Origin of the sequence: Pseudoalteromonas rubra, assembly GCF_000238295.3 — a bacterium.
In the GTDB taxonomy this organism is placed as follows: Bacteria; Pseudomonadota; Gammaproteobacteria; order Enterobacterales; family Alteromonadaceae; genus Pseudoalteromonas; species Pseudoalteromonas rubra.
The window spans coordinates 102,251-116,073 of the sequence record NZ_AHCD03000026.1; the positions used below are offsets into that span (position 1 = coordinate 102,251).

Sequence of the window (13,823 nt, forward strand, 5' to 3'; positions counted from 1 at the left end):
ATAGCGATAATGTGCGCCCATTTTTTACACCGAAGATGAAGACCATGAACGAATCGAGTAAAACCGCTCTGGAACAAGCCGAACAGGAAGGCAAATACATTCGCAAAGTACGCAGCTTTGTAAAACGCGAAGGCCGCCTGACCAAAGGGCAAGCTGCCGCCATTGAAAAATGCTGGGCAACGATGGGCCTGGAGCATGCTCAGGGTCGCCTGGACTTTACCGAGGTGTTTGGCAACGACAATGATGTCGTCGTTGAGATTGGCTTTGGTATGGGTAAATCGCTGGTAGCAATGGCTAAAAATGCGCCTGAACAAAACTTTATTGGCATTGAAGTACATCGCCCGGGTGTGGGTGCCTGTCTAATGGAAGCGGATGAACAAGGTGTCACTAACTTGCGCGTATTTGAGCACGATGCCGTTGAGGTACTGGCAGATTGCATCCCGGACGCCAGCCTGGCCAAGCTGCAGCTATTCTTCCCGGACCCATGGCATAAAAAACGTCACCATAAACGTCGCATCGTGCAGGCCGAGTTTGTCGAGAAACTGCGCACTAAACTACGAATTGGTGGTGTATTCCACATGGCAACCGACTGGGAAAACTATGCAGAGCACATGCTCGAAGTCATGCAGGCCGCACCAGGATTTGCAAACCAGTCTGACAACAATGATTATGTGCCACGTCCTGACTTCCGCCCACTAACCAAGTTTGAACAACGCGGCCATCGTCTCGGTCATGGTGTTTGGGATCTGATGTTCGAACGTACAGCCTGATCTGTCATTGCTTTTCGGGGCAACCTGCCCCGCCTTTTCTGGATCTCAGATGCAAAAATTAACCAACCCCAGTTTATTACTCCTGCGCAATGAAGAAGAACTGACAGGCCAGCAAATCTTGGTGATCAATCACCAACGCGATGGCTTTTTGTCAGAACTAAAGCAATTGAATCCGCAGGCAAATATCAGCGCATTCAGTTATGACTTTGCCGCTCATCAGATTGCCGACAAGGTAACTGATATTACCAGTTATGTGTCACATAGCCTGCCCGCACTCGACAATATTGACCTGGTCATTTATTACTATCCGAAATCTAAACCAGAAGCACAGATGATGTTCGACAATATTCGTGCTTTATGCTCTGAGCAAACTCGCTTACTGGTAGTCGGAGAAAACAAAGGCGGCGTTAAATCTGCTGAAAAGCAGCTGCAGGACAAATGTGAGGCGCATTACAAGCTGGACAGCGCTAAACATTGCATTTTATATGAGTTTGCCCAGTTGCAACCGTTGGCGCAATTTGACATTGCCAGCTATCAGCACACATTTAGCATTAACGTTGCCGGGCAGCAGTTTGATGCTGTCAGTGTTCCGGGCGTGTTTAATCATGGCAAGTTGGATGTCGGTACTAAGTTATTGTTGGAGCATCTTGAACTGCCCGCCAAGGGATGTATGCTCGACTTTGGATGTGGTGCCGGGATCATCGCCACTTTTGTGCTTAATCAGTCACCTAAAGTGCGCTTCAGCTGCCTGGATGTGAATGCGCTGGCCCTTTATGCCTGTGAACAAACTTTGCACTTGAATGGCCATGAGGCTGAACTGGTGCTCAGTGACGGCCTAAGACAATTGCAGGGTCGTTTTGATGCCATTATCAGTAACCCGCCTTTTCACACGGGTATTAAAACTGACTATGATATTGCCGAAGGGTTTATCAAAGGTGTGGCCGATCACATGGGTAAAGGATCACAACTACACATTGTTGCGAATAGCTTTCTGAAGTACCCTCCACTCATTGAAGCACGCTTTGGACAGTGCAATACACTGGCCAAAAATACCAAATTTGCCGTTTATCAGGCCCGCAAAAATTAAGTGTCGGCCAGTTCAATATCACTATGAACTGGCCATATTTATCTTGTTGCGCCTGCCTGCACCGACTGTTAAACCGCCGCTGGCCAGCAAAGTGCTGAATCGTTTCGTAAAATGTGAGCTTTTTTGTGTTCTATACTGCTAAACTAAAGTGAGTGAATAGCAGGCAAGCGGGATTTGTGGTCTCCCAATGGGTAAATACGCAACAAAAACAAGTATAAGAAAAGTGCTGATCAGTGCCGTCATGCTAGTAACGGCGCTGTCTTTGTCCCTGTCTATCTCAATTTCAACCTATCTCGATGTTAAAAAGCAAAAGCAGCTGATCATTAATAAGCTGGAAATGATCGCCGAGATCATTGCATTTAACGCTCAGGTAACGCTGATTTTTGACGACAGAAAAACGGAAGAAAAGCGGCTCAAATCATTTGATAAAGTCGAACTGGTGAAAAACATCCACATCTATGCCATCGATGACGTCACTAATCGGCCCGTCTTTTTCACCAGCTACAATGCCAGTAAAACACCACCCGTGCCGCTCAAGGTCAATCAGATAGAGGAACTCCGAACCCCAAAAATTTCCGAAGACTATATCGAACTGATTTTGCCCGTTGAATATGAAGGTAACATTGAAGGTTACGTATACCTGCGCGGTGGGCTTGAGCATCTGGCCGAATACATCAACCGAAAAATACTGGTCGATATCGCTCTGACTCTGTTTGTACTGGTACTGGTGATGTTTGTTGCCCGAGGGATCCAAAAGCGGATTGCCAGCCCGATAGAATCATTATCTGTGCTATTGCAGGACGTTTCAAAGAATCATAACTATGCCACCCGGGCGGAGAAAAGCGACATAGAGGAAATTAATATCCTCGCGAACAACCTCAATATCATGCTGACCCGGACGCAAAATCAACTTGAGCGCCATCAGGCAGACAAGCTGGAAATAAAACAGCTCAACCAGAGCCTGGAAGAGAAAGTCAATCAACGAACCATCGCACTCAGAGAAGCAAACCAGGAATTGCTCAATACGCTCGAACGTATGCACCAGTATCAGAACCAGATAGTTGAAAATGAAAAGATGGCATCACTAGGTCAGATGGTCGCTGGGGTAGCGCATGAGGTTAATACGCCTATTGGGCTGGGCGTCACAGGATCGACATTATTACGCGATAAACTCAGTGATATTGAAGTAGCCTTCCAGCAAAAAACGCTCACCTCTAAACAACTGGAACGATTCATCAAAGAAGGGATTGAGAATCTGGATCTCATTTATCGTAACCTCAATCGGGCTGCAGATTTGATCTCCAGTTTTAAGAAAGTCGCGGTCAGTCAGGATATAGAGATCAATTCGGACGTCAATATTACTAAACTACTCAATGCTGTAATGGGTGCAATGCGCACCGAACTGGAGCTCAAAGCGCCACAAATTCACCTGGACTGTCCTGAGGAACTCACCATCAGAAGTAAGTCAGGCTTGCTGCAACAGGTGTTTGAACAATTGTTCTCAAACTCCCTGTTACACGGATTTACCAGCAATGAAAATAACGAAATTGCTATAAAAGTGAACAGAGAAGATCAGCAATTAACGATTGTATACAGCGACAATGGTATCGGCGTGCCAAATGCCATCAAAAAGCGCATATTTGACCCATTTGTTACCACACGCCGGGGAGAAGGTGGTAGTGGTTTGGGCATGCACTTAGTGTATAACCTGGTCACTCAGGCACTGGGTGGGAGCATCACACTGCAGGAAGACTATAAATCAGGTACTCAATTTGTGATCAGTTTGCCTCTGAAAGGAGGTACACAATGAGATTTATGTACCTATTTATTTTTTGCTGTCTTTCACTTTTTTCTACGTTTAGTTATGCGAAATCGCCCGAAGAAATCCGTTCGGCCTTTTTATATCAAATGGCAAAGTTCATTGATTTTCCTGAGCAAAAGAATAAGAAAACGACTCGGTTTTGTTTTTATGACATAAAAAATGGACCAGGTGCTGTTTTATATAGTAACCGTACCTTAAAAATACGTTTGAAGCCGATTGAAATAATAGAAGTAAAAAAGTCTGACTCTCTGCGGGAACTTTCCCAAAGATGTGATATCACATACATTGATGAAACATTGGAAGATGATATACTGCCCGCTTGGACCGATACAATGGCCCTAAGTATGGTAACTGTGGGCGAAAGTATCGAATTTTTGGAAGGGGGTGGGATTGCGTCCTTGGTCCAGGAAGGGAGTAAGATAAGGCTGTATATAAATAAGCAAGAAGTCACTCAGCACAACTTTAAAGTGCTTTCCCGGTTGCTTGCCGTCTCCAAGTTTTATCCTAACTGATTTTACTTGTTAACAATTGAATATACTCCTATAATCGTTAACATTCGGTTTTATTATATAACGCCGATGATTTTGTAAATACAATATTCCGAAAAGGTTAATTAATAATGCAAACGCCAGTCATTCTAATTGTTGAGGATGAAGACGTAACTCGACTGAACCTCGTTAGTTTATTTGAAGCCGAAGGTTATAAGGTAATTGAAGCCATTGATGGCGATGATATGCATGAAAAATTGACGTCAAACGACGATGTCAACTGTGTGATCATGGATATTAACCTGCCTGGTAAAAATGGCCTTATCCTGGCTCGTGAGTTACGCCAGAAGAAAAACATCGGTCTTATTTTCTTGACCGGTCGTGACAACGATGTCGACCGTATTCTTGGTCTGGAGATCGGTGCCGACGACTATGTCACCAAGCCTTTCAACCCACGTGAACTTACAATCCGCGTGCGCAACCTGATCACTCGTACCGGCTCAAGCCCGGAGGAGTCTAGTATTGACAGCAATGGCGTCATTACATTTAACGGTTGGGAACTGGATGAGAATAGCCGCTGCCTAACTTCACCTACAGGTGAAGCAAAACGTTTGCCGAAGGGCGAATACCGTGCACTGCGTCTTATGCTGGACTCACCGGGTCGTATCTTCAGTCGTGAGCAGCTGATCAAGCACATGACAGGTCGTGAGCTGCGTGCCAACGACAGAACGGTAGACGTTACTATTCGTCGTATCCGTAAGCACTTTGAAACCGACAACAACACGCCTGAACTGATCAGCACCATCCATGGTGAAGGCTACCGCTTCATCGGTAAGATCGATAGCCAATAAGTTTGCGTTACGAGTTTTCAGCGAGCTTTGCAATTAATGAGTGAAGGGCAGATTGCCCTTCTCTTATTTTCACTTCCAGTTCATCCAGCCAACCTGCACGCTGCTCTGTGTCTACCTGAGCACCTTCCAGTTCCATCGTTTTAGCATGTAATTGCACATTTTGCAGACCAACAGATCCTGCGGCGCCTTTGAGTTTATGTGCCACAGACACATAAGTCTCAGTATCCGCATTTTGATTAGCCTCATCCAGCTCTTTGTAATAAGTCGGGTTAAGGCGGGCAAATAAGTCACAGCTGCGCTTAAAGGGCTCTATACCCATAGATGATACAAAATCAGTGATTGTCTCCACATCCAGTAAAGCCTGCTCTTGCTCACTCAATTGCAAAGGCTCAGACTGAGGCGAAGCTTGTTTGTCTTTGCTTGCTTCTATCCCAAACAGCTCCGCAAGCATCTTGTCCAGCTTTGTGGTGTTGATCGGTTTTGCTAGTGCGCCCTGAATGTCAATGCCTTGCAGCTCTTGCTCTGCGCTCCGCACATTGGCCGTCAACGCCACAATCGGTAACTCGTCAAAATGGCTATCGGCGCGGATCTGCCGCGCAACCTCATCACCATTGATATCTGGCAGCTGCATATCAAGCAGGATCAGATCCAGCTCGTCCTCAGTTTCAACCATCGACAAGGCATCTTCCCCGGTTTCTGCCCAGACCACCTCGTGTCCACGCTGTTCTAGCAAGTTAGTGGCAATTTCAGCATTCAGTGGCACATCTTCTACCAACAAAATGTAAAGGCTACGGCCCGCATAGCTTTGCTCGTTTGGCGCTGAGCAGAGCTCTAAAGGTAGCTCCACATCAAAGCGGCTCCCCTCTCCTTGCATGCTGCTGACATGAATCGTACCTTTCATGGCATGTACCAGCGCTTTTGTCACCGCCAGGCCAATGCCAGAACCAATGGCATTATTACCACTGGCATCAGGCGCTTTGTAATACATGTCAAAAATGCGGTCTTGTTGATCAGAAGGGATCCCCACCCCAGTATCGATCACACTGATAGACAACCAGGGCCCATCTGCACGGTTTTCGCGGCGACACTCCAGGGTAACACCACCTCGGTGGGTAAATTTCACGGCGTTGTTGATCAGGTTCCACAACACCTGGCGCAAACGAGTCGGATCTAATAAAGCATAGATATCCAGCATACCGGAGCGCTTGATGTTGAACTCAAGGGCTTTTTGTTCCGCTATCAAGCCCGCAAAGTTGACAACATCATTGATAAAGTCCGACACATTGATGCTGTCTGTAGCAATATCCAGCTGTTCTCTGTCAATCTTGTCCAGATCGATAATGTCGTTAAAGATATTACCTAAGGTTTCAGCACTGGAGAAAACGGTGTTACACCAGCTTTTTTGTTGTTTTGTCAGTTCAGTGTCCAGCAACATACGTGTCAGACCCACAATACCATTGAGCGGGGTGCGCAGTTCGTGACTCAAAGTGGCAATAAATTTCCCTTTATCTTTGTAAGCCGTTTCCAGTGCCTGCTCAGCTTCTTTACGACTGGTGATATCACGACCGAACGCAAGCAGCCCGATATATTCCCCATCATCATTAATAAAGGGCAGTTTACGCATCTCAAACCAGCAGTTTTCGTTGGCAACCGGGTATTCTACGTCAACATTGATCGATTGCTGGGTTTCTATCACTTGCTCATCGGTTTGCAGTACCCTTGGAATATCCTGCTCACCAAAGACTTCCTGTACCGTATGGCCAATCAGTTGTTCACTGGTTTTGCCAATGACTTGTTCAAACTTCTTGTTGCAACCCGCAAATACGCCCCGTTCATCACGGTAATAGAATAAGTCAGGAGAGGAGTCCACGATACTACGCAGTAACATACTCTGTTGTGCCAGCTCTTGTTCAGCTTTACGCCGCTCTGAGATTTCTTTGCGCAATTCTGCTATTGCCCGGTGCTTTGCGTGCAGCGCCATTTTCCGCTCGTCAATTTCGTTATTGAGCCGGTTAATGTTGTCTTTGAGTGTCTGGTTGAGCAGTTTTTCTTGTTGTGTCGCAGATTCAAGATATTCTTTTGACGCGTCGAGCTGACGCATTGCATAGATAGCAACAGAAAGCAGCAATGGGGAGGTTAATGCGGCAAATAACACCACAGACAGCACATTGACCAGTGTGACTTCACCGAGCGCCACGTAGTAAAACATACACGCCAACACCAGAGACACGATCAGCACAAAAGCGTAGGCCACAACCCCCGCCCAGCGGTCTCCGTAGTTTTTAATCAAATTCGATAAAATTCGGGCCCAAGTCCCAAATGAAGAGTCAAGCATAATAAAATCACCTAGTTAACCCCTACATTATACCTGACCAAAACACAGAAGCGAGTGACCAAAGGTCGCAGGCGACATTGCACAAACTAAAATAACCTCTGTAGCGCCCGTATTCCGTGTCTTTTGTTGATGTTTAGAAAGTCGACATCAGCGTATGAATTTTTGCACACTTGGGCGATTTTTTTACCAGAAATTTTCCAACGGGCTCGGCAAGTTGTGACATTTTGGTGTAACATGCCCCACCCTGATAGTCGTGATTAAGAGAGTTCAAATGCCAACTTCAATGCCTGACATTGCACATTCTGCGGACGCTTTACAAGAAGGTAAGCTAGACTGGGTCGGAATGGGAAATATCGAGCTACCTTTATTGTTATCCAGCAAAGGGATGAATGATACACCCGTCACAGCCAAAGCGGATGCGTTTGTCAGCCTGGACAGAGAAGATGCGAAAGGTATCCATATGTCACGGTTATTTTTGGCACTCGACTCGTTGTCCTGTGAGCAGACGCTGACACCCGCGACGATTCGCTCGGTTCTGGATAGCTTTATCACCAGTCATGAAGGACTGAGCCACAGCGCTAAAGTCACGTTTCATTTCGAATTACCACTGCGCCGTGCTTCCTTATTAAGTGGTAAACAAGGCTGGAAAAACTACCCGGTTGTGATCACAGCGAACCTGACAAACGGCCAGTTTAATCTGGAATTAGCCGTTGATGTCACTTATTCATCAACCTGTCCTTGTTCTGCTGCGCTTGCCCGTCAGCTGATCCAAAACGCCTTTGAAGAAAAGTTTGCCGATCAGTCTCTCGATCATGCCAGTGTTCACGCCTGGTTAGGCACCACCGAAGGTATCCTGGCAACACCGCACTCACAGCGTTCAGTGACGAATATCAAGGTCAAACTGGATGAGCATTGTCAGGAGTTTGACATCCTGGGCCTGGTCAACATGGTAGAAGATGAACTGAAAACGCCTGTACAGGCTGCAGTTAAACGTGAAGATGAGCAAGAATTTGCCCGCCTTAACGGTCAAAACCTGATGTTCTGTGAAGATGCCGCCAGAAAGCTCAAAGCCTTGTTTGAAGCAGAAAATTATCCAGACTACTATATAAAGATAAACCACTACGAATCTTTGCATGCACACGATGCCGTTGCGTATGCCGTAAAAGGCCTGAAAGACGGCTACCGCGTCTGATCCAGTCAGGCAATTTGCTTTTCTTAAACGCTCGGCCGTCCCAAAACGCCGAGCGTATTTAATCTTTAACTCTCCTTAAAAGTCACTTTAGGCACGCTCTTTGCTTAATAGTCTCCAAGTCAAATTGTTGTCGTGGAGTGATTTATGGAACTAACATTATTATCTATTCTGGCGCTGGTCGTTATTGCTTCCATTGTTATTTCAAAATATACGGATAACGGCGGTAATCCCTATCCGTTTAATCGAAAAGAGTCTGTATTCACAACAGTCGAAGCCTCCTTCTTACAGCTGTTAGAACGGTCAGTAGGGGACAAGTTTAAGATTGTCAGCCGGGTTAAGCTGATTGAAATCATCGAGTGTAAACCTGGCCTGTCTAAAAAAGCGCGTCGGGCTGCCATCACCAAAGCACAAAACAAGCAGCTCGATTATGTGCTGGTTGACAAAGAAACGCTCAATATTGTCGCTGCCGTTGATCTGGTTAACAACGCCAATAAAAATGGCCACAAAGCGCAAAAAGACTGGTTCGTCAGCGGTGCGCTGGAATCAGCCGGGATCCCACATATTCGTATGAAGGTAAAAAGCGGTTACAAAAGCGCTGAAGTGCGGGCTGCCATCCTGTTTAAACTAGGCAAGAAACCAGAACCACAGGGCAAGCCACGCAATCGCAATTACAAACCTGCAGTACTTTCACCGTCTCAGGCCAAAGCTGCGGCAACCCAACTGGCAGAAATTTAGCCTGCCTCCCTTTACTGTCGGCCCAACATGGGCTGACAGCAAAACCTCTTAACCTGCCTAACACCATATTTTCTAACGCCAGTTTTGATATATAATGAGCAACACGGTTAAAAAATAAGAGAAGATTATGAAAGTAGGTATTATTGGCGCGATGGAACAGGAAGTCACGATCCTGCGTGACGCAATGAACAATACACAAACCGCAACCAAAGGCGGTTTCACCTTTTATCACGGCGAACTGGGTGGTCACGAAGTAACTCTGGTTCAGTCTGGTATTGGCAAAGTGGCCGCGACAGTGGCAACAACGCTGCTTATCGACAACTACAGCCCTGACTGCGTTATCAATACCGGTTCAGCTGGCGGCTTTGATCCTGAACTGAACGTCGGCGACGTCGTGATCTCGTCTGAAGTAAGACATCATGATGTTGACGTCACAGCATTTGGCTATGAATTGGGTCAGGTACCGCAAATGCCAGCGGGCTTTAGTGCGCACTCTGCGCTGGTTGAAGCCGCTCAGCAAAGTGTCGGTGAACTGACTGACATTCAGACAAAAGTGGGTCAGATCTGTACCGGTGATTCATTCATGTGCGATCCAGTCCGCATCGACAAGACGCGTCAGGATTTCCCGCACATGCTAGCGGTTGAAATGGAAGGCGCCGCGATTGCTCAGGCCTGTCATGTTTTACACACACCATTTGTTGTGATCCGTTCACTGTCTGACATCGCCGGCAAAGAATCGCCGCAATCATTCGACGCCTACCTGGAAGTTGCCTCTGTAAACTCTTCTAAGCTGGTTACTGCCCTGTTGGCAAAGCTGGATCAGGTTTCGCTGTAAGGTGTTAACTGAACATTTGCAAGCCCACACGGGCTTGCTGATTTTTCTACTGGCAACACTCAGCGCGATAGGATTCAGAACCTCCAGCCTGTATCACCCCAATGTCGTCATGACGCTGTTGTTTACTAACCTGGCCCAAAAAGTTTATCGCCCTAAGGCGCCCAATCGCTATCAATGGCTATCCGGTAGCCTGGCATATATCCTGCCAATGCTGACTATCCTGCTTATTCTGGCCGCACTGGGCTATTTGTCTTTCTACCCTCAGTGGCTGGGTGGCCTGGTGTTATTTTTCTGCCTCGATATCCAACATGAACGGCGTGCAAAACGGATTGCGATTCTACTTAAACAACAGCAAAAAGCAGCCGCACGCCAGTTACTTGGCGCTATGGTAAACCGGGATGTCGAGAAACTGTCATTGATGGGCATATGTAAGGCATGCCTGGACAGCCTGGCATTGCGGGGCATGCGGCATTTCTATCTGGTGATGGTGTTTTATCTGATCGGTGGCCCCCTGCTGGCATTGAGCTATAAATTGATGTTGCTCTGCGATCACGCCTGGCGCAGCAAAATGCGACCAGACTCAGCATTTATTAAACCGCTGCAACTGAGCCTGGCGATTTTCGAGTGGTTGCCCGTCAGGCTGTTCGTTTTAATGATGGCGCTGACACAAAACCTCGGAAAAACACTCCACTACCTAAAACACTATGGTCAGTTCTACCGCCCTGCCAGTTCAGGTTGGATCCTGGCTTTGTTCGCAGCCAGCCTCAATACCCAGCTAGCCGGGCCACGCTTTTATCAACAGCAGCGATTTGACAATATGCGCATTGGCAGCGACAGACCGCCAGAACCGGAGACCATAAGCCTGATGCTCAAGTTATTGGCAACCATGCGCTGGTTCTTCCTCTGCGCACTGTGTCTGTGCTGGTTAACCATTAATATTCTCACCCATTAAAAAGGGCGACCCAAATGGCCGCCCTTACTTTGAATTCACTTCATTAACGCAGTCGATTATTCAACAGTGATTTTGGCGAACTTGCGTTTACCTACCTGGTAAATCGCTGTAGAGCCTTTTTCAACGCTCAGCTTAGAGTCGGTGACTTTCTCTTCACCATTAAGCTTAACCGCGCCTTGTTTAATCATACGCATCGCTTCTGAGGTGCTGGCAACCAGGCCCGCTTCTTTTAATACATTGGTAATGAAAGTCGCAGGCTCAGCAATGGTGATGGTTACTTCTGGAATATCATCAGGCAGGGCATTTTTCTGGAAACGCTTAATGAAATCCTGATGTGCAGCTTCTGCATCGGCTTCGCTGTGGAAACGTGCGATCATTTCTTTAGCAAACTCAATCTTAATGTCTCGTGGATTACGGCCACCAGCCACTTCTTCTTTAAGGCCTGCAATTTCTTCCAGTGACTTAGCGCTTAGCAACTCGTAGTAACGCCACATCAATTCGTCAGAAATCGACATCACTTTACCAAACATGTCGTTTGGCGCATCTGTGATACCAATATAGTTACCCAGTGACTTAGACATCTTCTGCACGCCATCGGTGCCTTCCAACAATGGCATCATCAGTACGGTTTGCGGCTTCTGACCTTCTTCTTTTTGTAACTCCCTGCCCATTAACAGGTTAAAGCGCTGATCGGTGCCACCGAGCTCGACATCCGCTTCCAGTGCCACAGAATCCCAACCCTGTACCAACGGGTAGAGGAATTCATGAATAGCAATTGACTGACCACCTGCATAACGCTTTTTGAAATCATCACGTTCAAGCATACGCGCAACCGTTTGACGCGCTGCAAGCTTAATCATACCCGCACTGCCTAATTTTTCCATCCATTCAGAATTGAACGCCACAGTGGTTTTTGCCGGATCCAGTATCTTAAACACTTGCTCTTTATAGGTTTCAGCATTAGCCAGTACATCTTCACGGGTCAGCGGTTTACGAGTGACATTTTTACCCGTAGGGTCGCCTATCATGCCGGTGAAATCACCGATCAGGAAAATAACCTCATGTCCTAAGTCTTGGAAAGTTTTTAGCTTGTTGATTAGGACCGTATGACCCAAGTGCAAATCCGGGGCTGTTGGATCGAAACCCGCTTTGATCCGCAATTTTTTGCCTGACTTCAGCCTTTCCTTTAAATCTTCTTCAATCAGAATTTCTTCAGCACCGCGCTTTATCTCTGCCAATGCCGTATCTATGTCCACAGTTGTCACGCCAACCTCACTCCAACAATTTAATCAGTTAATCGCTCGATTTTAGCGTATATTTGGGGTAGTTTAAATGTATAAAAGACTGGTATTTGCGCATTATTACGTATATGCTGCACTATTATTTGCAATAATTCTTGACAGCGGAAAAGGCACGTTATGGTACATGCAGTGCACAAACTCCCAAAAAAACACAAGTTGCTGATCCTGGGCTTGCTGTCAGCAATGGTCGCTATTGCACTCATTCCGTCTGAGAAGGCAACAGCCTCCCGAGATCACGACAAAGACGCGCTCGAAGTCGGCAAGCGCTATGAGCTGCCTTTGAATGTTGATGAGCAACAACCTCAACTGACAGAGCTCAGTGAAGCGCCCGAAATCATCGAACAGCCGCAGGCTCTTGACGCCCCCCAGTATGACTTCGTCGATCACCAGGTTCGCAATGGCGACAGCCTGGCGGTGATTTTTAAGCGCGCCGGCTTTTCAGCACAAACACTACATAAGCTCGTCAATACCAACGCCGAAACACGTAAACTCACCAAGATCCATCCAGGTGAAGTGCTGAGCTTTGCCAGTAATGAACAAGGTGAATTGTTACAGCTGAAATATGTGCTATCGAAAACAGATACACTACTGGTCAGCCGTAATGAGGAAGGTAACTACGCCACGCGGATCGAAAGTAAAGAGATAGAAACCGTCGAAAAGTCAGCCGGCGGCGAAATCAAATCCAGCTTTTGGACAGCCGGTATTACGGCTGGCTTGTCTGAGCGTCAGATCATGAACTTTGCCCACATCTTTGGCTGGGATGTCGACTTTGCCAACGATATTCGCAAAGGCGATCAATTCTCTTTGATCTATGAATCACATTTTGTAGATGGTGAAGAGATAGGAACTGGCAAAATCATCGCTGCTGAGTTCATCAATCAGGGAGAACGTTATACAGCGATACGTCACTCCGACGGCGATTTCTACACCCCTGAAGGCCGCAGCATGAAAAAGGCCTTCCTGCGTGCACCGGTTGATTTCAAATATATTAGTTCCAACTTTAACCCGCGCCGTCTGCATCCTGTCACGGGCCGCGTGTCGGCACACCGCGGCATAGATTACGCCGCCAGAGTTGGCACCCCTGTGGTATCCGCCGGTAATGGTAAAGTCATTAAATCAGACTTCAACCGCCTGAATGGTAACTATGTATTTATACAGCACGGCAGTCAGTATGTGACCAAGTACCTGCATCTGCATAAGCGCCATGTCAAAAAAGGCCAGAAGGTCAAGCAGGGCCAGAAAATTGGTACCGTTGGTGCAACGGGCCGCGTAACGGGTGCCCATCTGCATTATGAGTTTCTGGTAGATGGCGTGCACCGTAACCCGCGCACAGTCAAGCTGCCTAAGTCACAGCCTTTACCTGCGGCTGAACTCGCCACCTTTAAACCGCTTGCACAGCAGATGCTCGCCAAGCTGGAACGTAATCGCGAGCTGATGCTGGCATTAAATAATTAA

The 13,823-nt window shown here is 47.0% G+C and carries 12 protein-coding genes; 10 read left to right on the forward strand and 2 right to left on the reverse strand.

Annotation, left to right across the window (positions count from 1 at the left end; all coding sequences use genetic code 11):
• Positions 1-44 precede the first annotated feature (44 nt).
• The 5 genes from trmB (at position 45) to arcA (ending at position 5,018) form a co-directional block, all read left to right on the forward strand.
• Complete coding sequence (gene trmB / locus PRUB_RS03145) at positions 45-770, forward strand: tRNA (guanosine(46)-N7)-methyltransferase TrmB (protein ID WP_010383525.1); 726 nt, start codon at positions 45-47, stop codon at positions 768-770.
• Positions 771-819: 49 nt separating this feature from the next.
• Positions 820-1,857, forward strand: a complete 1,038-nt coding sequence (locus tag PRUB_RS03150; protein WP_010383526.1) for a methyltransferase — start codon at positions 820-822, stop codon at positions 1,855-1,857.
• A gap of 187 nt (positions 1,858-2,044) precedes the next feature.
• On the forward strand, positions 2,045-3,667 hold the full coding sequence (locus tag PRUB_RS03155) for an ATP-binding protein (protein ID WP_010383527.1): 1,623 nt from the start codon (positions 2,045-2,047) through the stop codon (positions 3,665-3,667).
• Entirely contained in the window at positions 3,664-4,191 is a 528-nt protein-coding gene (locus tag PRUB_RS03160) for a YfiR family protein (protein ID WP_010383529.1), read from the forward strand. Before PRUB_RS03155 ends, PRUB_RS03160 begins: the two co-directional genes overlap by 4 nt.
• A gap of 107 nt (positions 4,192-4,298) precedes the next feature.
• Positions 4,299-5,018, forward strand: coding sequence for a two-component system response regulator ArcA (gene arcA / locus PRUB_RS03165; protein WP_010383531.1), 720 nt, complete (start codon positions 4,299-4,301; stop codon positions 5,016-5,018).
• Positions 5,019-5,025: 7 nt separating this feature from the next.
• Here arcA and arcB read toward each other — a convergent pair whose 3' ends face one another.
• A complete protein-coding gene (gene arcB / locus PRUB_RS03170) occupies positions 5,026-7,353 on the reverse strand; it encodes an aerobic respiration two-component sensor histidine kinase ArcB (RefSeq protein WP_010383534.1) in 2,328 nt (775 codons plus the stop codon).
• A 271-nt stretch (positions 7,354-7,624) separates the two neighbouring features.
• Between arcB and folE2 the strand changes: the two genes are divergently transcribed.
• The 4 genes from folE2 to PRUB_RS03190 all read left to right on the forward strand — a co-directional run bounded on the left by folE2 (position 7,625) and on the right by PRUB_RS03190 (position 11,067).
• Positions 7,625-8,545 (forward strand): GTP cyclohydrolase FolE2, encoded by a 921-nt coding sequence (gene folE2 / locus PRUB_RS03175; protein WP_010383535.1) that lies wholly within the window; start codon positions 7,625-7,627, stop codon positions 8,543-8,545.
• A gap of 144 nt (positions 8,546-8,689) precedes the next feature.
• Positions 8,690-9,280 carry a DUF2726 domain-containing protein gene (locus PRUB_RS03180; RefSeq protein WP_010383537.1) on the forward strand — a complete coding sequence of 197 codons (591 nt, stop codon included), beginning with the start codon at positions 8,690-8,692 and terminating at the stop codon, positions 9,278-9,280.
• Positions 9,281-9,407: 127 nt separating this feature from the next.
• Positions 9,408-10,115 carry a 5'-methylthioadenosine/S-adenosylhomocysteine nucleosidase gene (gene mtnN, locus PRUB_RS03185; protein WP_010383539.1) on the forward strand — a complete coding sequence of 236 codons (708 nt, stop codon included), beginning with the start codon at positions 9,408-9,410 and terminating at the stop codon, positions 10,113-10,115.
• A gap of 1 nt (position 10,116) precedes the next feature.
• Positions 10,117-11,067: a cobalamin biosynthesis protein CobD/CbiB gene (locus tag PRUB_RS03190; protein ID WP_021032727.1), complete on the forward strand. Its 951-nt coding sequence runs from the start codon at positions 10,117-10,119 to the stop codon at positions 11,065-11,067.
• Between the two features lie 56 nt (positions 11,068-11,123).
• Here the strand turns inward: PRUB_RS03190 and tyrS are convergent, their stop codons facing one another.
• On the reverse strand, positions 11,124-12,323 hold the full coding sequence (gene tyrS, locus PRUB_RS03195) for a tyrosine--tRNA ligase (RefSeq protein WP_040644590.1): 1,200 nt from the start codon (positions 12,321-12,323) through the stop codon (positions 11,124-11,126).
• A gap of 162 nt (positions 12,324-12,485) precedes the next feature.
• Between tyrS and PRUB_RS03200 the strand changes: the two genes are divergently transcribed.
• Positions 12,486-13,823: a peptidoglycan DD-metalloendopeptidase family protein gene (locus PRUB_RS03200; RefSeq protein ID WP_010383542.1), complete on the forward strand. Its 1,338-nt coding sequence runs from the start codon at positions 12,486-12,488 to the stop codon at positions 13,821-13,823.